17 protein-coding genes are annotated in these 22248 nt (G+C 45.8%); 6 read left to right on the top strand and 11 right to left on the bottom strand.

Going from position 1 to position 22248, the window contains the following annotated elements; translation table 11 throughout:
• Positions 1-75: 75 nt before the first annotated feature.
• From A6D97_RS17575 to A6D97_RS17565, 3 genes are all read right to left on the bottom strand, one after another.
• Positions 76-1209, bottom strand: coding sequence for a glycerate kinase (locus A6D97_RS17575; RefSeq protein ID WP_017059424.1), 1134 nt, complete (start codon positions 1207-1209; stop codon positions 76-78).
• Between the two features lie 16 nt (positions 1210-1225).
• Positions 1226-2491, bottom strand: a complete 1266-nt coding sequence (locus tag A6D97_RS17570; protein WP_017059423.1) for an SLC13 family permease — start codon at positions 2489-2491, stop codon at positions 1226-1228.
• A 127-nt stretch (positions 2492-2618) separates the two neighbouring features.
• Complete coding sequence (locus A6D97_RS17565; RefSeq protein ID WP_017066809.1) at positions 2619-3773, bottom strand: sugar diacid recognition domain-containing protein; 1155 nt, start codon at positions 3771-3773, stop codon at positions 2619-2621.
• A 131-nt stretch (positions 3774-3904) separates the two neighbouring features.
• Here A6D97_RS17565 and A6D97_RS17560 point away from each other — a divergent pair, with 131 nt between their 5' ends.
• From A6D97_RS17560 to A6D97_RS17535, 6 genes are all read left to right on the top strand, one after another.
• Positions 3905-4273 (top strand): YacL family protein, encoded by a 369-nt coding sequence (locus A6D97_RS17560; protein WP_019824378.1) that lies wholly within the window; start codon positions 3905-3907, stop codon positions 4271-4273.
• Positions 4274-4511: 238 nt separating this feature from the next.
• Positions 4512-4850, top strand: a complete 339-nt coding sequence (glnK, locus tag A6D97_RS17555; protein WP_004738200.1) for a P-II family nitrogen regulator — start codon at positions 4512-4514, stop codon at positions 4848-4850.
• A 27-nt stretch (positions 4851-4877) separates the two neighbouring features.
• Positions 4878-6107 (top strand): ammonium transporter, encoded by a 1230-nt coding sequence (locus A6D97_RS17550; protein ID WP_017059420.1) that lies wholly within the window; start codon positions 4878-4880, stop codon positions 6105-6107.
• Between the two features lie 295 nt (positions 6108-6402).
• The gene (locus tag A6D97_RS17545) at positions 6403-7416 is read left to right on the top strand and encodes a Fe(3+) ABC transporter substrate-binding protein (protein ID WP_065584919.1); all 1014 of its coding nucleotides are present in this window, start codon (positions 6403-6405) and stop codon (positions 7414-7416) included.
• Between the two features lie 244 nt (positions 7417-7660).
• Positions 7661-9286 (top strand): iron ABC transporter permease, encoded by a 1626-nt coding sequence (locus tag A6D97_RS17540; protein ID WP_017059418.1) that lies wholly within the window; start codon positions 7661-7663, stop codon positions 9284-9286.
• Positions 9286-10314 (top strand): ABC transporter ATP-binding protein, encoded by a 1029-nt coding sequence (locus A6D97_RS17535; protein WP_065584918.1) that lies wholly within the window; start codon positions 9286-9288, stop codon positions 10312-10314. The genes A6D97_RS17540 and A6D97_RS17535 overlap by 1 nt, the downstream gene beginning before the upstream one ends.
• 150 nt (positions 10315-10464) lie before the next feature.
• On the opposite strand, the gene A6D97_RS17530 is transcribed toward A6D97_RS17535, so the two are convergent.
• The 8 genes from A6D97_RS17530 to A6D97_RS17495 form a co-directional block, all read right to left on the bottom strand.
• Complete coding sequence (locus A6D97_RS17530) at positions 10465-11877, bottom strand: phosphoglucomutase/phosphomannomutase family protein (RefSeq protein WP_017059416.1); 1413 nt, start codon at positions 11875-11877, stop codon at positions 10465-10467.
• 74 nt (positions 11878-11951) lie between these two features.
• The gene (locus A6D97_RS17525; RefSeq protein ID WP_017066806.1) at positions 11952-14357 is read right to left on the bottom strand and encodes a N,N'-diacetylchitobiose phosphorylase; all 2406 of its coding nucleotides are present in this window, start codon (positions 14355-14357) and stop codon (positions 11952-11954) included.
• A gap of 127 nt (positions 14358-14484) precedes the next feature.
• Positions 14485-16446: a family 20 glycosylhydrolase gene (locus tag A6D97_RS17520; protein ID WP_065584917.1), complete on the bottom strand. Its 1962-nt coding sequence runs from the start codon at positions 16444-16446 to the stop codon at positions 14485-14487.
• 12 nt (positions 16447-16458) lie between these two features.
• A complete protein-coding gene (locus A6D97_RS17515; protein ID WP_017066804.1) occupies positions 16459-17343 on the bottom strand; it encodes an N-acetylglucosamine kinase in 885 nt (294 codons plus the stop codon).
• A gap of 2 nt (positions 17344-17345) precedes the next feature.
• Complete coding sequence (locus A6D97_RS17510) at positions 17346-19067, bottom strand: glycoside hydrolase family 9 protein (RefSeq protein WP_065584916.1); 1722 nt, start codon at positions 19065-19067, stop codon at positions 17346-17348.
• 98 nt (positions 19068-19165) lie between these two features.
• A complete protein-coding gene (locus A6D97_RS17505; RefSeq protein ID WP_017063264.1) occupies positions 19166-20161 on the bottom strand; it encodes an ABC transporter ATP-binding protein in 996 nt (331 codons plus the stop codon).
• Positions 20162-20235: 74 nt separating this feature from the next.
• Positions 20236-21219 carry an ABC transporter ATP-binding protein gene (locus A6D97_RS17500; protein WP_017063265.1) on the bottom strand — a complete coding sequence of 328 codons (984 nt, stop codon included), beginning with the start codon at positions 21217-21219 and terminating at the stop codon, positions 20236-20238.
• A gap of 2 nt (positions 21220-21221) precedes the next feature.
• On the bottom strand, positions 21222-22247 hold the full coding sequence (locus tag A6D97_RS17495; RefSeq protein ID WP_065584915.1) for an ABC transporter permease: 1026 nt from the start codon (positions 22245-22247) through the stop codon (positions 21222-21224).
• Between the last annotated feature and the right edge of the window lies 1 nt (position 22248).

Here is a 22248-nt window from a genome sequence, read left to right as displayed (position 1 = left end):
AAGGCCGCTGTGAATAGCGGCCTTAATTGCTTTTAGCATACAGCGAAAATTGCTTTTAGCTTACAGAGAGCTCGATTAGTGCTTAATCGTATACATTGCTGCAACATTGCGAGCAGTAAGTTCAATATTTTCAGCCGCTTCAGCCAAAGCTGTCGGCAAGTCTACTGAACGGTTCACTACCGCAAATACCGCGTCGATACCATGCTCATGAACCACACCACAATCACTGGCTAGACAGCCGGCAATACCGATGACAGGCAGTTTATGTTTTTTGGCTGTGCGAGCGACACCAATCGGTGTTTTGCCATGAATGGTTTGGCTATCAATGCGCCCCTCTCCTGTAATCACAAGATCAGCATCTGAGACTATTTCATCTAAATTGACGGCGTCCATTACGATGTTAATACCAGGGCGAAGCTCCGCATTTAACAGGCCAACAAGTGCCGCGCCTAGACCGCCTGCCGCGCCAGCACCAGGGAGATCAATGACATCGACGCCTAACTGGTTTTTCATGATACTGGCATAATGAGCAAGGTTAGCATCTAACAGCTCAACCATTTCTGGTGTTGCGCCTTTTTGCGGACCGAATACCTGTGATGCCCCTTTTGGTCCGCATAATGGATTATCGACATCACAAGCGACCTCTAAGCGTACGTTTTGTAGGCGTGGGTCGAGGTTGGTGAGATCAATGGTTGTCAGTTTTGACAGTTCACCACCACCAAACACCAGCTCGTGACCCTCTGCATCTAGCATACGAATGCCTAGCGCTTGAGCCATTCCTAAGCCACCATCATTGGTCGCACTACCACCAATGCCAATAATAATATGCTCAACACCTTTATCTAATACGGCTTTGATCAACTCACCCGTACCATAGGTAGTGGTTTTTAGTGGATTACGTTGTTCTGGAGAGACTAAATCTAGGCCGGAAGCGGCCGCCATTTCAATAATGGCAGTTTTACCGTCACCGAACATACCGTAGAAGCCTTCGACAATTTCACCTAATGGACCAATCACTGGATGTTGGATGATAGAGCCATTGGTCGCATCCACCAGAGATTGTACTGTGCCTTCACCACCATCAGCCATTGGTAATTTTACGTATTCGGCGTTTGGTATTAGCTGTTTAAAGCCATCTTCAATCGCTTGAGCAACGCCCATTGCTGATAGGCTTTCTTTATATGAGTCAGGAGCAATTACAATTTTCATTTTGATACCTTTAAACTTAAACAAACAGACCAAATACACCGAAGATCATTACTGAGACGAAGGCGATAACAAGACCGACCGCTGACTCATAAGGGATGAGTTTTAGACGTTCATGAATACTCATATGTACCGCACCACCCGTGGCATGGAAGAAGCTACCATGTGGCATATGGTCAAGTACTGTCGCACCAGAGTGGATCATTGCTGCGCCTGCGAGAGCTGGAACACCTAGCTCAAGAATGGTGCTGGCAAATACATTCGATGCCACTACTGTTCCGGCAGTTGTCGATGCGGTTGATAGTGCCATCAGTGCGCCAGAAAACGGAGCAAGTAAGTAAGAAGGCAGCCCAGACATCGTCAGCACTTCAATCAGATCAGCTTTTAGTCCTGAGTTAGCAATGATGCCTGCAATGGTTCCTGTGCCCAGTAGCATTACAGCAACCGGTGCCATACGTGACAAGCCTGAAACCGCAAAGCTATTGGCTTGTTTGAAGCGACCCATAGCCAGTGCACCCAGCAATCCACCCAAGGGTAATGCAATTAGAGGATCAACATTGATATCAGCGAGTGGTCGCAGCGCGAGTAGGGCAATAGCCACTAACGGTGCAACGATTGAAGAAGAAAAGCTTGGCAGTGAACTTTGATCCGCTTTGACCACTTCACTTTCTGCTACTTTTGAACCTTTATTGACGAGGCGCTTTGCCAAGAAGTAGGCGAAAAGCAGCCCAAATAGACCCGGAATCACGCCTGCAGCCATCACAGAGGTTAACGGAACATTGAACGCATCAGCCGCCGCAATGGCATTTGGGTTAGGCGACATGACATTACCTGCTTTACCGCCGCCCACCATCGCCAAAAGGATCGCGGTTTTAGAAAGGTCTGCGCGGCGAGCAATAGCCAGTGCAATAGGAGAAACCGTGATAACGGCCACATCAACGAAAACGCCAACAGCGGTTAAAATCATGGTCGCAATGGCAAGAGCAAGTAAGGCGCGAGTTTCGCCTACTTTTTTGATGATGGATTCTGCAATCGAGGTAGCCGCCCCTGATTCAATTAGTACGCCGGCCAACACACCAGCGGCGAGAATTCGCATCACTGAAGTGACGATCCCTTGGGCACCACCTATCATTAACTCAACGGTTTCGGTGAGAGAAACGCCGCCAACCACGCCGCCAACCAAAGCACCGATGATCATGCCGTAGGTGGGTGGCACTTTTTTAAGAATGAGCGCGATAGCAACAATCAATGCTGAAAGTGCGCCAAGAGTTGAAACTTCAATCATGTTCTATTTCCCAGATAACGATGTGTCATTTTCGGCAAATATAAAGATATAGGGTTGGTAAGTCTTTGTCATTCTCTACAAATAAGTGCTCAAATCGGTCCTTTTAAATTGTGCAGTTGCACATTTTTTAGCTCGACCAGTGGAATAGATTTATTGCAATGTAGAGTTGAAATAGATCGTCTATATTGTTGATATTTAATGATGTTATTTGGTTTATCTTGTCTGTTCGATAGCGTAGCGTATTGCGATGGATATGTAGTTCGTTACAGGTGAGAGCTGAATCACAGTTCTGCTTTAAATATGTCTTCAAAGTTTTGATCAGTATCCCTTTACTGTCCTGTTGTTGAAGATGTAGGTAAGATTGCTCCAGTTGCTCACGAATCCATGGATCTTGTAACAGGCTACTCATAATGGCCGGCAGTCGATAGTCTTGATAGAAAAACATGTCTCCGGGGCGGTTACCGACACTGCGCATAGTGAGCTCAGCGGTATCATATGAGCGTGCTAAACCAGAAAGTCCGGTAAAGTAATCCCCAAGCGCAATCTTGATTTGAAACTTAGCTTCTTTCTTTATTCTTTTGAGTAGCAATTTCACGCGCTTGGCTTCTGCATCCTTGGACCAGCTGTTTCCTATCAGGGTTATAGGCTTGAGTACCACCACTTCGTTTTGTGAAACAGACAAGATACCGACTAAATTATCGCGCTCGGGATATTCAAGTAAATGTACTAATTGCTGTAAGTTTTCCAATGAAGGCGCAGTGTCTCCTATCGGTAACACCTTGACGATGGCGGCAATCCGCGGTTGTGCAAGGTCGAGATCCAGACGCTGTGCGATGGATTGCAGTTGCATGTCATTAAGCGTGCTACCTCGGATTAATTGCAATACCAATTCTTCACGATGCCTCTTATTCCATTCTACTTGAGACATAAGTACAGCTTGTTCAACAATAAGCTCAGCGGTCATCTTCACCAGCTCACCAAAATGATGAACTTGCTGCAGTGTCCCAGAAACCCCAATCGCCCCAATGACATTATCCTGAAATAGAATCGGTAAATTAACTCCAGGCTTAACCCCTTTTAGGTGTTCGGCAGTGGCTTCGTCAATATTAACGACTCGTGATTCGGTGATGGCAAGTACCGCTCCTTCATGTTTTTGGTATAAGCGAGTAGGATCACTGGATCCAATAATGCGACCTTTATTATCCATCACATTAATCGAGTGTGGGATGATCTTCATGGTTCGTTCGACAATTTGTTTGGCAATCATTTCGTTCAACTGCATAGAGCCCTCCTCTTCATTGACTGTGTAGGTTGGATCGTAACGATAAATTCGTCAATACGCTCGTTTCTGACAAGACAATGGTATACTCAGAAATAGTATCGCTTGAGTATTAATGCAGTATAGGTTGAGTTATGGAGTTTGAATTTACTAGAAACACTCTAATGGGTGAATACTATGTGAAATGCAGCATGGGCCATGAGATTGTTGGCCGTTGGCTTCAAGAAGAGATCGGTAAAGATAAGCAAAAATTAGATCATGTGATGGCGTTGATTGAGCAATCTCGACAGGACTTGAGCAATGAAGTGACGTTGCTTGGCAAAGAGATTAGCCTTGCGATTAATGAAGACGAAGTAACGATTCAAGAAAACGTGTTAGCGCATGAGCAAGAGATGGAAGAGGGCAGTGAGTTCGACTTCTATAACTGTGAAAGCCAAGCAAGCTGTGGAATCGACGATTTCGAACTGCTCATCGAACGCTGGATGGATTTTTTAGGTTACTAGTCCTAAGAGCTATTTGTTAGTCATTCAGAGCTTTGAAGGCTCCGTTGCCCAAAACTGGAGCAATAAGAGCATCGCGCATTAAGATAGTGAAAAGGCTGCACCATGTTGGTGCGGCCTTTTTCGTTATTACGACCTTATTATCTTCATCTTATTTAAAATCAAGCACTTAACTTTTTGGCACGCTACTTGGATTGTAATAAGAGAATTAACGGATTAAGTAAGAATTTAAGGAACGAATATGAAATTAATAAATGCCATTGTTAAGCCATTCAAATTAGACGATGTACGCGAAGCGCTCTCTGATGTGGGTATTGAAGGTATGACTGTTTCTGAAGTGAAAGGCTTTGGTCGTCAGAAGGGACACACTGAATTGTATCGTGGTGCAGAGTACCAAGTGGATTTCCTACCAAAGGTGAAGCTAGAGATTGCTACCCAAGCTGAGAATGTTGACCGAGTTGTTGAAGCGATTAGCCAAGCGGCACACACCGGAAAAATCGGCGACGGCAAAATTTTTGTGTATGACCTAAGCCAAGCCGTACGAATTCGTACTGGTGAAATGGATGCTGAAGCACTTTAAAGAATTACAAGGACTGGAGACTTTAATATGGAACTTACAACAACAGTAACGGAACTACGTTACGCACTAGACACTTTTTTCTTCCTCATTTCAGGTGCGTTGGTAATGTGGATGGCAGCAGGCTTCGCGATGTTAGAAGCTGGCCTAGTTCGTTCAAAGAACACCACAGAAATTTTAACTAAGAACATCTGTTTGTACGCAATTGCTTGTACAGCTTTCTTAGTGGTTGGTTACAACATCATGTATGTCGACAACGGTGAAGGCGGTTGGTTGCCATCATTTGGTACTCTAATTGGTACACAAGGTGAAGGCGCAGATCACTCTCTAGAATCAGACTTCTTCTTCCAGGTAGTATTCGTTGCAACAGCAATGTCTGTAGTATCTGGTGCGGTTGCTGAGCGTATGAAGCTTTGGTCATTCCTAATCTTCTCTGTAGTACTAACAGCGTTCATTTACCCTGTTGAAGGTTATTGGACTTGGGGCGGTGGTTTCCTATCAGAAGCGGGTTTCAGTGACTTCGCAGGTTCAGGTATCGTACACATGGCTGGTGCAGCAGCAGCGTTAGCTGGTGTTCTACTACTCGGTGCTCGTAAAGGTAAATACGGTAAGAACGGTGAAATCTACCCGATTCCTGGTTCAAACATGCCACTTGCAACGCTAGGTACATTTATCCTTTGGTTCGGTTGGTTCGGTTTCAACGGCGGTTCTCAACTGATGGTTTCGGATTTTGAGAACGCAACAGCAGTAGGTCAAATCTTCCTTAACACCAACGCAGCAGCAGCAGCAGGCGCAATTGCAGCACTACTAGTATGTAAAACCACTTGGGGTAAAGCAGACCTAACAATGATTCTTAACGGCGCGTTAGCTGGCCTAGTAGCAATCACTGCAGACCCTCTATCACCATCACCTCTATTTGCTGTAGCGATTGGTTCGGTATCTGGTGCATTGGTTGTATTCAGCATCATCGCTCTAGACAAAGCTAAGATTGATGATCCAGTAGGTGCTATCTCTGTACACGGTGTATGTGGTTTCTTCGGTCTAATGGCTGTGCCACTAAGCAACGCTGATGCAACGTTTGGTGCTCAGCTAATGGGTGCAGCAGTCATCTTTGCATGGGTATTCGGTGCTAGCCTAGCAGTATGGGCGGTGCTTAAAGCAACAATCGGTATCCGAGTAACGGAAGATGAAGAACTTGAAGGTATGGACATGCACGATTGTGGTGTCGGCGCTTACCCTGAGTTTGTATCAGTAAAATAATCAACAGTCGTCGCCTAATCTGAATGGGTTAGGTTGGACAAAGAAAGCCCCGCAACTCTTGTTGCGGGGCTTTGTTGTATTTACGGTTGCACAATATATAAACACGAACGTTGAAGTTAGGCTCATTGTTTAAGGGGAACGACAAGACACAAAGTTGAAATGGTTTGTTACAAAAGTGAGAGTTTGAATGGTCTGAGTAGACGGATTTTTTGTTGGTCGTCATTGTAATTATGTTAATGATGAATATAATAACGCAACTGATAGACATTATCATTTCGATATAAAGGATTTTACAATGAAGAAACTGCTAACACTTTCAGCTCTAGCGTGTGGTGTAATTGCCCCGACAGCAATGGCTGCGGAAGAAGTAAACGTATACTCTTACCGTCAACCTTTCCTTGTTGAGCCAATGTTCAAAGAGTTCACAAAAGAGACTGGTATTAAAGTAAACGTTAAGTTTGCTAAAAAAGGTTTAGCAGAGAAGTTAGCTCAAGAGGGTGAATACAGCCCAGCTGACGTTGTCTTAACTGTAGATATCAGCCGTCTATCTGAGCTAACTAAACAAGGTCTAGTTCAATCTGTAGAGAGCGATGTACTTGAAAAGAACATCCCAGCTCAATACCAAGATACAGATAACGAGTGGTTCGCTCTAACAACTCGTACACGTAGCGTTTATTCTTCACGTGACCGTGTTGGTCGTCTAGGTGAAGAGTTCACTTACGAAGATCTAACTAAGCCTGAACTTAAAGGCAAAATCTGTACTCGTAGTGGTAAGCACCCATACAATGTTTCTCTAGTATCTTCGATGATTGCTCACAAAGGTGAAGCTGAAACGAAAGAATGGCTAGAAGGCGTAAAAGCAAACCTAGCACGTAAGCCTCAAGGTAACGACCGCGCGCAAGTTAAAGCGATTAAAGAAGGTCTATGTGATGTTGCTCTTGGTAACAGCTACTACCTAGGTAAGATGGTTAATGATAAAGAGCAAAAAGCTTGGGCTGACTCTGTTTACATTAACTTCCCTAACCAAGAGACTACAGGTACTCACGTAAACATCTCTGGTATGGCAATGGCTAAATACTCTCCAAATGAAGAGAATGCCGTTAAGCTGATGGAATTCCTATCTGGTGACACAGCACAAAGCATGTACGCAGAAGTGAACTACGAATACCCAGTGAAAGCAGACGTTAAACCTTCTGAGCTTGTTGCTTCATGGGGCGAGTTCAAAGCGGATACTATTTCTCTAGACGAAATTGCAAACCACCACGCGGCTGCAATCAAGCTATTAGACGAAGTTAAGTTCGATCTATAATTTATTACGGTAGGCTTCGGCCTAAGTAAAATGACAACCTCAAGTCGCCATTTTGGCTACTTGGGGTTGTTTGTTATTGGAAAATCACTTTTTGATACAAAGCACCCCGTTGATCCCTTGAGTTATTAGCATCTCACCTTGAAGTCATTAGAGTATATGGGTATAAATAACCCCACCATTAAAAGGATATGAGATGTATTTGCAAATGCATTTGTGTTTCATTAAGCCTCGTTGTAGTTAGGCGATGAAAGAAAAGAATTATTTATGGAACACCAGTAGCGGCATTATTGCTGTATTACTGGTCTTACCGATCTTAGCGATTTTTACGACGGCTGTTGGAGAAACAGATGAGCTATTTTCTCATCTGATGTCCACAGTGATGCCTACCTATGCCTACAATACGGTGGTTTTAGTCATAGGAACCATGTTCCTGTCTTTAGTTTTTGGTATTCCGTCGGCTTGGGTTATGGCAATGTGCCGTGTTCCGGGAGAGCGTGTTTTGCAGTGGGCACTCGTCCTGCCATTAGCAATGCCAGGCTATATTGTTGGCTATATCTTTACCGATTGGTTCGACTTTGCCGGCCCTGTTCAGGTTCTACTGCGAGATCTTACTGGGTGGGGACCCGGTGAGTATTGGTTCCCGGATATTAGAACCTTATCCGGCGCTATTATTGTTCTGTCTCTCGTTCTCTATCCTTATGTTTATTTGCTGTGCCGCGCGGCATTTATGGAGCAAAACGTCTCCTTATTACAATCTGCTCGTTTGCTAAAATGCTCGCCTTGGGAAAGCTTCCGTCGTATCTCCTTACCACTTGTTCGTCCATCAATGGCGGTCGGTTTATCGCTTGTTGCTATGGAGACCATCGGTGACTTTGGTACCGTGAGTTACTTTGCGGTAAATACTTTAACGACTGCGGTTTATGATACTTGGCTAGGCTACTCAAGCTTAACGGCAGCTGCGAAAATATCGGCAATCATGCTGGTTATCGTGATCCTACTGTTGAGCTCAGAGCGATACAGTCGCCGTAAGCAGAAGCTATTCCAGAATCAGTTCAGCAGCCGCGAAGATTTTCGTTACGACCTTTCTGGTTGGAAAAAATGGCTGGCACTATTCTGGTGCTGGGGATTAGTTTGCGTTGCGTTCTTATTCCCTCTTGGCCAGCTCATTATTTACGCCTACAAATATTTTGCTCAAAGCTGGACCCCTGAATTCAGAGAATATGCCATCAACAGCCTTTACGTTTCGGTAGCTGCTGCGATTATTGGCGTGATTATCGCGATGATTGTTAACTTTAATCAACGCGTTAGTCCGAGTAAGAAAAATCAGGCTTATATGCGTCTCGCTTCGATGGGCTATGCCGTTCCAGGCACCGTGTTAGCGATTGGGGTGATGGTACCTGTTTTGTTCATGGATCACTTGGTCAATGACATTGCGAAAGTGATGGAGTGGGGGCGACCTGGTTTGATCTTCTCTGGCTCCATGTTCGCGCTAATCTTTGCCATGGTCGTACGTTTCTCAGCAGTGGCAATTGGCAGTATTGAAAGCAGCTTGAGCAAAGTATCCCCTTCATTGGATATGGCTTCTAAAACCATGGGCTGCAATACCAACCAGATGTTACGTCGTGTTCATTTACCTTTGATTAAACGTGGCGCATTGATCGCTGGCTTACTGGTGTTTATCGAATCAATGAAAGAGTTGAATGCGGCATTGCTGCTGCGTCCTTTCAACTTCGAGACATTGGCGACTTATGTTTATAACTATGCCTCAGATGAGCACCTAGAATTGGCGGCGATGCCTGCTGTATTATTGGTGTTGGTGGGTTTAATTCCTCTGATCATCGTAAACCGTTCCTTGGAGCAGAAAAACTAATGAGTTGTGCATTATCAATTAAAGATCTGACTTGTAAGTATGAGTCGCAAACCATTTTGGAAGCGCTCTCGTTAGAAGTTGAGCATGGTGAAATTGTTTGTCTTCTTGGTGCGAGTGGCTGCGGTAAAACGACCTTACTGAAGGCGATTGCAGGCTTACTTCCATTAAGTAGCGGTGTGATGAGTTTGAACTGTCAAACCATTGATGATGGCGAGAATTGGTTGCCACCAGAGCAGCGTAACATTGGTATGATTTTCCAAGATTACGCCCTGTTTCCGCATCTGACGGTAAACCAGAATGTCGGCTTTGGCTTGAAAGACCTTTCTGAGCAGCAAAAGAAAGACAAAGTTCAAGAGATGCTGGAGCTGGTTCACTTAGGTGAGTTCGGTGACCGCTACCCACATCAACTTTCAGGTGGTCAACAGCAGCGTGTCGCTATTGCTCGTTCTTTGGCGTACAAGCCAGACTTGCTACTGTTAGATGAACCATTCTCAAACATCGATACTCAGGTTCGTCATGAGCTGATTTCTCAGATTCGCAAGATTTTTAAGAAGCAGGGTGTTACAGCTATCTTCGTAACTCACAGCCGTGAAGAAGCGTTCGCATTTGCAGATAAAATGGCAGTAATGAACCATGGTGTGATTGAGCAGTATGGTTCGGCATCTGAGTTGTATTTCCATCCTTCAAGTAAGTTTGTTGCAGACTTTTTGGGTGGCGGTAGCTACCTCAATGCACAGCGTATTTCGGAGCATGAATTTGAAACCAGTTTGGGTATGGTTGAAGCCAAACCGCAAACGGAGATTGAGTTCGGCAATACATGTGAGCTTCTGCTAAGGCCCCAGCATATCCAAGCAAGTTACGAGCAAGATAGTGCTATTTCGGTGCTAGAACAGCAATTTATGGGTGATCACTGTCGTTATGTAATCGAAGCGCATGGTCAGAAGTTATTAGCAACCTCGTCAGAAGCACTTGAAGTGGGTATGCCGGTCAACGTAAAAGTCGATACCAAAGGCGTATTGGCTTTTTAAAGAGATATAACGCGATACTAATCGTTACAAGAATCGCGATAAAAAAGCCCAGCACTTTAATCAAAGTACTGGGCAAGAGTTCTTCACTTATAGGCTTTAACAAGGCAGTGATTTGTTAAGTCCCATACAAAACTGCTGCACTCTATAAGCCTATAGAGAGAGGAAGTCTTTCACTTTTTGAAGAACACGTTCTGCAGTGTCTTTATCTTCCATTTCTGCGAAGATTCGTAGTAACGGCTCTGTTCCTGAGAAGCGAGCAATCACCCAGCCGCCATTCTTGAAGTACACCTTGGCACCATCTTCATAGCTTACTTTTTCAATTTCGTATTCAAATTCAGGCAGTTGCTTCTCGACGTAGATCTTAGTGTAAAGCGCTTCTTTCTCTGAAGGTTTAAACTTACAATCGCCTTCTGCGGTGTAGGCATAGCCATATTTAGAGTAAATCTCATCAAGTAATTCAGACAACTTCTTGCCTGTCACACTGATCATCTCAACCAGTAAGCTTGAAGCAAATACGCCATCCTTACCTTTGATGTGACCACGAATGGTTAAACCACCTGAACTTTCGCCACCAATCAGAGAGTCATCGGCCTCCATTTGTGAGCTGATATGCTTAAAGCCTACAGGAACCTCAAAGCTCTTCTCACCATGATCTGCCGCCACTTTATCCAGTAGGTGTGTGGTTGCGATGTTACGAACGACAGAGCCCTTCCAGCCTTTGTATTCCAGCAAGTAGTAGTAAAGTAGGAGTAGCACTTCGTTAGGGTGAATGAAGTGACCTTTCTCATCGATGATTCCCAAACGGTCAGCATCGCCATCAGTACCAATACCAATGTCATAGCCTTCTGCTGCAACTAAGTGCTTCAAGCGATACAGCGTTGCAGCATTTGGCGACGGCATTAAGCCACCAAAATCTGGGTTTTTGCCATCGTTGATGACGTCGACATCACAGCGACCGTTAATCAGCACGGTTTGCAGAGCATTTTTTGCAACGCCAAACATTGGGTCAATCAGTACACGTAGGTTAGCTTTCTTGATCGAATCGATATCGATGAAGTTGATGATTGAATCAACAAAGTCGTTCATCGGGTTGATGATCTCGATTTCTTTGTCGTTTAATGCTTGCTCGAAATCGACACGAATAATATCTTCGTTGGTCAGTGTTGCGATTTGCTGTTCGATCTTCTCTGTGATGATCTCATCAGCATCACGGCCACCTTCAATGAATACCTTGATGCCATTGTAATCGGCTGGGTTGTGAGAGGCGGTAATACACGCCGAGTAGGTGCATCCCATCTCTTTTGCTTGGAACATCACGATAGGTGTTGGAACAAACTTATCGATGAAGCTTACTTTGATGTTGTTCGCCGCAAGTACTTCTGCAAACCAACATGCGGCTTTATCGGAAAGGAAACGACGGTCATAGCCGATCACAAACCCATTCTTGGCTGCATCTTCGTTGTTGATGATGTTAGCGAGTGCTTGCGCTACCAAACGGACGTTTTCTCTAGTGAACTCCTCACCAATGAAAGCGCGCCAGCCACCTGTACCAAATTTAATCATTAGAAAATCCTTTTAGTCTCATTGTCTCAAGCCTGTAAAGACTTGAGACAAGAGCTGTTCGTTAAATTGCGTGACTAGCCTAGAACAACGACAACATCGTTCACGCTGCCTTCTGCTTGTACTGGGATAGCGCCTTCAACTGATTCACCATTGATAGTGATAGAGGCAACGCCTTTGCTTACTGCATTCGGGTTTTGCACTGTGATGTTGTAAGTTGCGCCACGCCATTGACGAGTAACCTCGAATTCTGGCCAATCAGTCGGGATACAAGGATCAACCGTTAAGCCTTCAAAGCCTGTACGAACACCAAGAATGAAGTTGGTTACCGCGAAGTAAGCCCAACCAGAGGTACCGGTTAACCAAGGGTGGTTTGCACGGCCGTGGTCTTGGTGATCTTTACCCATGATGAACTGCACGTACGAGTATGGTTCTGCGTAACGCGTTTCAATCATGTCGTTTTGGTTGTATGGGTTCAGTGCGTCATAGAATTTCATCGCACGGTCACCACGGCCTAGTTTCGCTTCTGCTACCCAGGCCCATGGGTTAGGGTGAGAGAAGATTGCGCCGTTCTCTTTTACGCCTTGGTAAACGCGAGTTACGAAACCGATATCATCGTTTGGTGTTGCAAATGAAGGAGAGTTTAGGTGTAGGCCGTATTCTGAGAAAAGGTTCTCATCAACAGCGTCCATCGCTTTCTCACCGCGTTCTTGAGATACAGCACCAGATAGAACGGCTAGCGTGTTTGACTCAAGGTGTACACGACCTTCAGCTTGTTGAGCGGTACCGATCTTGTCGCCATTTTTAGTTAGACCACGGATGTACCAGCCGCCTTCGTCATCCCAAAGGTGCGTTTCACACGCTTCGCGAACGTTAGCTGCCATTTCAGTGTATTTCGCAACATCAGCATCGTTATTACGGAACTTAGCAAGATCTAGGAATTCTTGTAGCGCCCAGAAGTGTAGGAATGAAACCATTGAAGATTCACCACCACCTAGGTTCAAACAGTCATTCCAGTCAGCTCGAAGACCTTTACAGATACCCGTTTGACCCACGTATTCAGCAGAGAAGTTCAGTGCCGCTTTCATGTGTTCATAAACTGTCGCCTCGCCACCGTCTGCGTATGGAATCACTTCATCGAAGAAGTCGTGCTCACCGGTTTCCATTACGTATTTGATAATGGTCGGAACGATCCATAGGTGGTCATCAGAACATGTGTCTTCAATGCCGTGGATCTTGTCGTCATCTGACGGTGTTGGAACAACTGTTGGTGATTTTGATGGCTCAACGTCGGCTTTCTCTGGATCGAACCAGTCAGGATCGAACAAGTGTAGACCGTAGCCCGCTTTCACTTGGCCGCGAAGCAGGTCGATAATACGTTTCTTGGTCATTTGTGGGTTGGCATGGGGTACTGAAATAGCATCTTGAGCCGTATCACGGTAACCAAGACCAGTACGACCGCCAACTTCGATGAATGATGCAAAGCGTGACCAAACCACACAGGTTTCCGCTTGGTATAGCGTCCACGTGTTGATCATTGTGTCTAAGCCTTCGTTTGGCGACTTAACTTGGAATTTGTTGCAACGCTCGTCCCAGTGATCTTTGATGCCTTGGAAAGCGGCGTCTACGTTTGCTGTGTCTTGGTACTTCTCACGTAGGCGTTCACCGTTGCCTTTACCGATACCGAGTACATACGCAAAGCGAACTTCTTCACCGGGTTGAATCGTAAATTGCTTGTGCAGAGAACCACAATGGTTGTAACAAGTTTGAGCGCTGTTAGAACACTTACCGTTTTCAACCGCAATTGGATTTGCTTCATCACGGTACATACCAAGGAAGTTGTCACGTTGGCCATCGTAGCTGTCTGGTGAGAAAGTTGAAGCTAGGTAGTAGAAGCCTTCAAAGTCGTTAGTGTTGTAGTACAGGTCGTATTCCAGAACACCTTCTTGGTAAGACGTGCCCGCAGAGTACAAAGACATCTGATGGTTTTGATTGTCTGATTGAATATGGCTGAAAGAGAACTCAACAAACGAGAAAGTGCTGATAGTACGTGGCTTGTCAGTGTTGTTCTTTAATACAACGTCCCAAACTTCTGCATCTTCACCCTTAGGTACGAATAGCGTCTTGGTTGCGGTAATGCCGCTGTATTCACATTTGAATTTTGAGTATGACAGGCCGTGACGAACTTCGTAGTTCGCTTCATCTAGGCTCTTTGCCACTGGTTGCCAAGAGATAGACCAGTAATCACCTGTCTCATCATCACGCAGGTACACATAGTGTCCAGGACGGTCAAAGGTGCCGTTTGGACGGAACTTAGTAACACGGTTGTATTCCGGAGAATTGTAGAACGAGTAACCGCCCGCATTGTGCGAAATCACGGTACAAAACTTTTCAGTACCTAGGTAGTTTGTCCAAGGTGCTGGTACATCAGGGCGAGTGATGACGTATTCGCGATTGTCGTTATCGAAATAGCCGTATTTCATTGTCATTTCCTTTTTAACAAACTGCATCTATGCAGCTAATTTTTAAATAGTGATGCTGAGTCGTATCTAACTGAGCACCTTAATTTGAGTCAGCAACCACTCGATATGAGTGTCGCTTTGGTTTGTTTTATTGAGCTTTCCAAGGGTTGCGATAATCAACATTGAGTTTGTCGAGTAATGGCAGATGCCCCTTTAGGCGAGATAGGTAATTTAGCCAGTTTCGGTTGTTTTTATGTGTCCAACATCCTTCAGCTAAAGCGCTAATTCTTGGGAATACCATGTAATCCATACGCTTTTGGTTGGTGACGATCTCACACCATAGAGCACACTGAATTCCGCGGATCCGCTTACGAATTGGGTCGGTGTCGGATACCTCAGCAAGTGCTTCGTAGGTATAAGCTTGTTCTAATGGGATAACGGCAGCCCAATCTACGCCCGGTTCTTCCGGTGCATAATCTTGGGTCATGTCGAGATAGGTAAACTGTGCAGGTTGCAACACCACATCAAAGCCTTGGCGAGCGCAATTGACAGCCGCTTCTTCACTGAGCCATGAGTAGATGATGGTCTCTTTACTCACTTTGTCGCCGTGCTGTGCTTCTTCCCAGCCGACCATGCGTTTGCCGAGTTGCTTAAGCTTGTTTTCGGCATAGCGGAATAGGTGGCCTTGTAGGTCTTTGCTGTCTTGGTACTGGTGTTCTTTCATCAATGCTTGAGCAGCAGGGCTGTTGGTCCACACACCGGGTGGCACTTCGTCTGCACCCATGTGAATCAATTCGCTCGGGAATAGCTCTGCGACTTCTTCAATAACTGCATCTAGAAATTGGTAAGTACCGGGCAAACCTGGGTTTAGTACATTGTCGTTGTAGTGCTGAATGCTCTTGTATTGAGTGGTATCCGCTTGCTCTACCAGCATGTCAGGCAGTGATTTGATTGCGGCACGGCAGTGTCCCGGAATATCGATCTCTGGGATCACCGTGATGCTGCGTTGCTCTGCATATTCAATGACTTCACGAATTTGTTGTTGCGTGTAGAAGCCGCCGTAGTTTTCCGCAATGTGGGTATATTGCGGCTCTAGTGCATGATCAGGGCCACGCCAAGCGCCAATTTCTGTTAGCTGTGGCAGGCTCTTTATCTCAATTCTCCAACCTTCATCGTCAGTTAGGTGCCAATGAAATACGTTGAACTTGTAGTGCGCCAGTTGATTGATTAAACGCTTCACTTGCTCTACTGAGTGGAAGTGACGAGCGCAGTCCAACATCATGCCGCGGTACTTAAAGCGCGGTTGGTCGGCTATCTTGCAACATGGTAGAGAGAAGTTCTCTGCGTCCAGTTGTTGAACTAGTTGAATCAAGCTTGCCACAGCGTGTGTAAAGCCCGACTGGCTGCCTGATTCAGCAATAATCTGTTGTGCAGTGATGGTCAGTTTGTATTCGGCTTCATCTAACGTCGGGTTGCTGCGAAATAGAATGTTGCCGCTTTCGTCTTTTGAAAGTTCAGCTGAAAGCGCGGTCGAAAGAGACAGCTCAAAGGTCGAGAGCAACTCTTGCTGGAACCAAGAGACTGCCTTATCAGCAAGATGAGATTGAACCTCAATTCTGCAGTCGTTATTTAGCGCGAAGTTACTTAGCGCGAAACTACCTTGCTGAAATTCGATCTGATTAGGCTGAGGAATCAATGCAATCTCAGCAGCGTTAACTTCAGGTATTTGATTGCGTTCACGGTATGGCGAAGCCAGTACTATGGGTGATATCGCGACAGGCAGTACCGATGTTTCTCCATCATTATGTGACTGGATAAAGGCATCGTTAAGGCCATCAGAATAGAAGCGGAATGGTGCGCTTTGAATACTGAATTCAAGGTAGTAATGGTTGTTGGCCTTTAACACTGACGAACTTGGTGTGAATGAGCAAAAGCTGCCAACTTGAGTCAGCTCTCCTTGCGATAAACTCTCTGGAAGGATGAAACGATCAAATGCAAAGTGCAGAGACCAATCTTTTACGTCGAGGTCACTTAAGTTATGTACCGTAAGGCCAAATCGGCAGTTATTTTTTTGTTCAGAAAGAACAGCTAAGTCGATGCGATAATTCATATAACTTCCCTGCTAAGCCTGTTGATACAAGTTGTGTTGTGGTTTTCCGGCAAACATCAATGCGCCTTCAATAGCGTCGAATTGAGGTTTAACGATCCATTGTTGTACTGGTGGTGATAGCCAGTTGAGAATACGCTCAGCGATACTTCCCATTAAGCACACCTTGTCAGCGCCTTTTCGATGCAGTGCTAAGACAAACATTTCGATATCAGCCGCGGTTTGCTTGAGCATATCGATAGCCAGTTCGTCACCTTCGTTAGCGAGTTGAAAAATAACTGGTGAGAATTGACCGTAATCCTTTGGAATAGCACCTTTTGACCATTCGACAATGGCATCCACATCATTATTAAAGTGATTCATCACATGTAGAGTCAGCGGGGTTTTGTTGCGAATACCGTCTTCTGCAAGCAAGACTTGTTGAATCAAACGTAAGCCCATGACTGCGCCGCCGCCTTGATCTGAAATCGGAAATTCACGACCGCCAACCACATATTGCTCACCGTCTTTTAGGAAGATACCGCAAGAACCCGTACCACCGATCATGATTGCGCCGTCTTGGCCATTGTGAGCACCAATGCAAGCGCCATAAGCGTCGGTATTTAGTGTCATGCTTGCGAAAGGGTGTGGTTGAGCCATGAAGTCGAACCATGCTGATTTTTGCTCAGCGCCAGCCAGCGCTAGGCCAACATGCATATTTGAAAAATGGTCTGAGTTGAGTTGCCCTTGTTGTGCCGCTTTTGTGATGGCATCAATAATTGAGCTCATCGCAACATCAACACCCAAAAGGATGTTGCCACTGCCACTTTTCGCTTCACCAATCAGTTTGCCTTGAGCGTCACGAATACGAGCACGACAAGAAGTACCACCACCATCAATACCGACGTAGTAAAGAGTCATTATTATTGCTCCTTACGCTGAGCTAAGAAGTTGAACTGTGCAGCGGTTGCTAATAAGAACCACGCACCATGAGGGATCCATTGCTCACCCCAGCGCCAGTTTTGAAGCATGTCATCTTTTTGTGCTGGTGGATTGAACGCAATGTCTTGTTCATCTTCAAAACCAGCTGTGATGCCATTACAGATACCGCCTTTCGCATTGAAGAACCCAAGCTGAGGTAGGTAGTCTGGGTTGTTATGGCCATGACCATCGAGCATGCATATGTGGTATGGGTTGAGGCCCAAGATCCAATCAAGGCTATTTTGTGAAAGCTGGATTAAGCGCTCTTGAAGTTCGCTATCTTTAATGTGCGGTTGAACTAGGTAAGCCATGGTTGCGAGTGAGCCAAGGCGTGCGTTCTCGCCTTGCCACCAGTAACCAGTTTCGTTCTGTTGAGCGACGAAGAAGGCATCACGTTTATCACCATCGACAGATTTAACGTATTGTCTTGGATAGCCAAATGGGTTGGTGACTTTGTCGGTGATGTTGATTTCGAACTGACAAGCTTGTTCAACAACTGTGCGCGCCTGTTCTTTTAATTCAGCATCGGTTTCATTGTCGATGTATTCACATAGTGCAATCACAGGAAGACCGGCTTCAGCTGCGTGAAAGTATGGACGAGAGCCATCAGAGTTTGCCGACCAGAAGTGCTCAAATGAATCATCGGATTGCTGACGAGAGATTAAACGAGTCGCCCAAGTTCTTGCTTCTGATAGGTATTGCTGGTCTTGTGTTACGCGATACAGCTCATTGGCTGCGAGTAGGGCGCAATACTCATCGATGATGTTCTCTTCACCATCGTTTAGATACTGGAGGTTGTACTCTTTTAGATGCCAGTAACCCTTAACCGCCATTTCAAGGTATGTGTGGCTCGAGTAGCTGCCAGAGATTTCAAGCTCAGAAGCTGCGGCTAATGCTGCGATAGCAACACCTGCACCTTGTCGGTAGCCCGCTTGTAAGTCCGTTGATTTATGACCTTCTTGAGTCGCATAAGCGCAGATATCGCGTTGGTTGATATCTTTGCTCCATTTGTCGAATACCGTCATATAGAAGTATCCGTCAGCGTCTTGCATACGCACTAAGAAGTCGGCACCGAACAGAGCCTCTTCCGTTAGACGAGTCATGGAGAATTTCGGGAAGTCTGGGTTATGGCTAGTCAAGCGTACGCTTTTTAGCATGTTCCAAACGACCATCGGAATTTGTTGTGGGTTTAGGTAGTTACCATAAGACAGGTGGCTAAAATATTTACTGACATCACCTGATGCGTCATACCATCCACCGTGGACATCGACGTATCGGTCGGTACCTAGAATTTGTGCTTGTCGATCTTTTTTGTCGAAAATCCCGCCACAGCGTTGTGACTTAAAGTAATGAAGCACATCAGAAAACGTGTGGTTCATTAATAGGTTGCTACCAATCTCAAATACTTCTGAACGCAGGTTGTCAAAACGTAGGTAGTAGCGACCAGATTCAGTGACTGAACTGAAATCAATAGTGAAGAATTGCCCTTGATGCCAATTTGCTACGCGGCCTTGTTTAACCACATCAAAATTTCCGACAGTCATATGGTTGTCAGCACAGACGAGTAGAGCCGTAGTGCTTGATAGGCGAGCTTTCTTAGTTTGTAGGATAGCTTGCTTCGGGCCTGTGGACTCATAGCCAATATGGTTGGTCAATAACAGCATCAATATTCTCCGACAGTCCTAGTTTCTATTGGCTAGGTACTTGAATGTTTTGGATATAAATAGTTAGGGTCCGAAGACCCTAACTTGGGTTTTATTGCTTAGCTTTCGTGTAGGTAACAGCGCACAAAGTGGTTATCAGCGAGCTGCGTAACCCCTGGTAGCTGCTCTTTGCACTTATCCATTGCGTGAGTACATCGGCCTGCAAATGGGCAGCCTGCTGATACTGGTGTCCACAGAGGAATCTCACCTTTGTTGCCTGCAAGTTGCTCGTGGATCGACTTCTTAGGATCTGGAACGGCCGAAACAAGCAATTGGGTGTATGGGTGCTGAGGGTTAGCAATCACGTCATCGGTATCGCCCCATTCCACCATGTGTCCCACGTACATCACCGAAAGGTCTTCAGCGATGTAACGAGCGGTTGCGATATCGTGAGTGATGTAAAGCAGAGACATTTGCTTCTCGAACTTCATCTCTTCCATCAGGTTCAAAACACCGGCACGAATCGATACATCAAGCATTGAAGTTGGCTCATCGGCTAGTACAACTTCGGCACCTACCGCGATGTTGCGGGCTAGGTTGACACGTTGACGTTGGCCGCCAGACAGTTGGTGAGGGTACTTCTTCGCCGTCTCTTTTGGTGGGATCAGGCCCACTTGCTCTAAAAGATCGTAAACACGTTCTTCTAGTTCTCTCTTATTGCCCGGGGTTACCTTCTTGTGGATCAACAGTGGTCGAGCAATGTGGTGGAAGATATTGTGTGTTGGGTTCAATGAACCAAACGGGTCTTGCCATACCATCTGCACGCCTTCACGGTAGTGCATAAGATCTTTTCTGCTTGAGATCTCTTGGATATCACGACCTTTGTATTCGATCGTGCCGCCTGAAGGTGCGTACATTTTTGCGATCATTTTTGCGGTTGTTGATTTGCCTGAACCAGACTCACCAACCACTGCTAGGCCACGGCTTTTGTACATCTTGAATGACACGTCGTTAATCGCACGCATCATTGGGGTTTGAATGGTGGTACTGCTTATTGGGAAGTCTTTTACGACATTCTTGCCTTCTACCAATAATTGACCGAAATCTTTGCTCATAATTGTCTCCAGAATCCTTATTCGCTTTGCTTGTTTTTAGGCGGTCGAGCCGCCTTGTTCGTTATTCACGCAAGCTATAGCTTCCTTTGTACTATTGGGTCACCGTACAGGTGGCAGTTAGACAAATGTCCCGGGTCGATAGAACGCAGCTTGGTTGGCACCTTGGTACACTTTTCATGTACACGGTCACAACGAGCTTGGAAACGACACCCTTCAGGGATCTCTAACAGGTTCAGAGGGTTACCCGGAATACCTGCTAACTTTGTCTTTGGCCCTGTCAGTGGAGGGAAAGAACTTCCCAGCCCTTTGGTGTAAGGGTGGTAAGGGTTTTCTAGAATATCTTGAGAGTTAGCCACTTCGATTAGCTCACCTGAGTACATGATGCCGATGCGGTCAGAGAACTCGACCATCAATGACAAGTCATGGGTGATGAACAGAATTGAGAAGCCAAATTCTTCTTTTAGTGCATAGATCTTTTGTAGGATTTCGCGTTGCACAACCACATCAAGTGCGGTTGTCGGCTCATCCATAATGATCAGCTTTGGATTCAGTGCTAACGCGATAGCAATAACCAAGCGCTGACGCATGCCGCCAGAGAATTGGTGAGGATAGTCACTCAATCGGCTCGGGTGAATATCGACGATTTCAAGTAGACCTTCAGCACGCTGCTTAGCTTGCTCGCGAGTCATGTTGGTGTGACGCATGATTACGTCACAGAACTGCTCTTCCATCGGTAGTACTGGGTTGAGTGCGTTCATCGCGCTCTGGAATACCATCGACATCTCACTCCAACGGAACGACTGCATACGGTCATCACTGTATTCAAGGATGTTCTCACCGTTGAAGATAACCTCACCACCACTGATGTAAGCGGGCGGCTTATGAAGACGCATAAGAGAGAAAGCGACCGTTGATTTACCACAGCCAGATTCACCAGCTAGGCCGAAGACTTCACCTGGAGCGATGTCGAAACTTACGTTGTTACACGCACGAACATCGCCAGACTCTGTGATGTAATCCACGCATAAGTTGCGGATAGAAATTAGTGGTTCAGACATGATTATTTATCTCCGCTCCAAAGTGCATTTTGTGGTGGTAGTTCTGGTTCACGTTCTTCTCTGTCTTGAGCTGCTAGTTTCTTCCAACGCTTCATGCCTTTGTGAGAACGCAGTTGCGGGTTAGCAATTTCATCGACCGCGAAGTTAAGTAGAGCAAGGCCAGTTACAAGTAGTGTCAGTGCGATACAAGGAGCCAGCAGTTCCCACCAAGCGCCAATCAGCATTGATGAAGAGGTTTGAACGTTGTAAAGCATGATGCCCCAGCTGATTGTGTTCGGGTCACCAAGACCTAGGAACGAGATGGTTGCTTCCATCATGATTGCGTACATCACCGAACCGATGAAGCTTGCGCCAACGATAGAGATAAGGTTTGGCAGAATCTCTACGAAGATGATGCGGAATGAAGATTCACCCAAAACTTCAGCGGCTTTTACAAACTCTTTTTCACGCAGTGCTAAGGTTTGGGAGCGAACAACACGGGCACCCCAAGCCCAAGACATAAAGCCGATAACCAAGGTTATGGTGAGTGGCCCTGCCTCACCGATAAAGGCTGCTACTACGAACAGTAATGGGTATTGAGGGATTACCAGCATGATGTTCATTGCGGCTGTTAGAACGTCATCGACACGGCCACCGAAGTAACCTGCAGAAACACCAATAACAGTTGCGAGTAAACATACGGTTAGACCCGCACCAAAACCTACAGCAAGAGATACGCGTGCGCCGTATACCACTTGAGACCAAACGTCACGACCCATACGAGTTGTACCTAGTACGTGGTCTGCCTTTTTAGACATGATCAATGTACGACGGTCGTCTGCTAGATTTTGAGCAACCCAGCCATCAGGGTTAGTTTGTGCAGACTTCACCACGAAACTAGGATATTCGTGTGGGTTACCTGTACGCTTGTCTGGTACATGTTTGGTGATTAATGGAGCTGCAATCGCGCCAAGAATAAAAATACTTAGGATGATGACGCCTGTTAGGGCCATCGGGTTACGCCAAATGAGTTTTAAAAAGTCTTTCATG

Source organism: Vibrio sp. ZF57 (assembly GCF_001691235.1).
In the GTDB taxonomy this organism is placed as follows: domain Bacteria; phylum Pseudomonadota; class Gammaproteobacteria; order Enterobacterales; family Vibrionaceae; genus Vibrio; species Vibrio crassostreae_C.
Note: the sequence above shows the minus strand (reverse complement) of the source record. Positions and strands in the feature narration are given on the sequence as shown.

Coding starts and splice junctions, on each gene's coding strand:
- A6D97_RS17575 (WP_017059424.1), bottom strand. CDS start 1,209: ATGAAAATTGTAATTGCTCCTGACTCATATAAAGAAAGCCTATCAGCA.
- A6D97_RS17570 (WP_017059423.1), bottom strand. CDS start 2,491: ATGATTGAAGTTTCAACTCTTGGCGCACTTTCAGCATTGATTGTTGCT.
- A6D97_RS17565 (WP_017066809.1), bottom strand. CDS start 3,773: ATGCAGTTGAACGAAATGATTGCCAAACAAATTGTCGAACGAACCATG.
- A6D97_RS17560 (WP_019824378.1), top strand. CDS start 3,905: ATGGAGTTTGAATTTACTAGAAACACTCTAATGGGTGAATACTATGTG.
- glnK (WP_004738200.1), top strand. CDS start 4,512: ATGAAATTAATAAATGCCATTGTTAAGCCATTCAAATTAGACGATGTA.
- A6D97_RS17550 (WP_017059420.1), top strand. CDS start 4,878: ATGGAACTTACAACAACAGTAACGGAACTACGTTACGCACTAGACACT.
- A6D97_RS17545 (WP_065584919.1), top strand. CDS start 6,403: ATGAAGAAACTGCTAACACTTTCAGCTCTAGCGTGTGGTGTAATTGCC.
- A6D97_RS17540 (WP_017059418.1), top strand. CDS start 7,661: ATGAAAGAAAAGAATTATTTATGGAACACCAGTAGCGGCATTATTGCT.
- A6D97_RS17535 (WP_065584918.1), top strand. CDS start 9,286: ATGAGTTGTGCATTATCAATTAAAGATCTGACTTGTAAGTATGAGTCG.
- A6D97_RS17530 (WP_017059416.1), bottom strand. CDS start 11,877: ATGATTAAATTTGGTACAGGTGGCTGGCGCGCTTTCATTGGTGAGGAG.
- A6D97_RS17525 (WP_017066806.1), bottom strand. CDS start 14,357: ATGAAATACGGCTATTTCGATAACGACAATCGCGAATACGTCATCACT.
- A6D97_RS17520 (WP_065584917.1), bottom strand. CDS start 16,446: ATGAATTATCGCATCGACTTAGCTGTTCTTTCTGAACAAAAAAATAAC.
- A6D97_RS17515 (WP_017066804.1), bottom strand. CDS start 17,343: ATGACTCTTTACTACGTCGGTATTGATGGTGGTGGTACTTCTTGTCGT.
- A6D97_RS17510 (WP_065584916.1), bottom strand. CDS start 19,067: ATGCTGTTATTGACCAACCATATTGGCTATGAGTCCACAGGCCCGAAG.
- A6D97_RS17505 (WP_017063264.1), bottom strand. CDS start 20,161: ATGAGCAAAGATTTCGGTCAATTATTGGTAGAAGGCAAGAATGTCGTA.
- A6D97_RS17500 (WP_017063265.1), bottom strand. CDS start 21,219: ATGTCTGAACCACTAATTTCTATCCGCAACTTATGCGTGGATTACATC.
- A6D97_RS17495 (WP_065584915.1), bottom strand. CDS start 22,247: ATGAAAGACTTTTTAAAACTCATTTGGCGTAACCCGATGGCCCTAACA.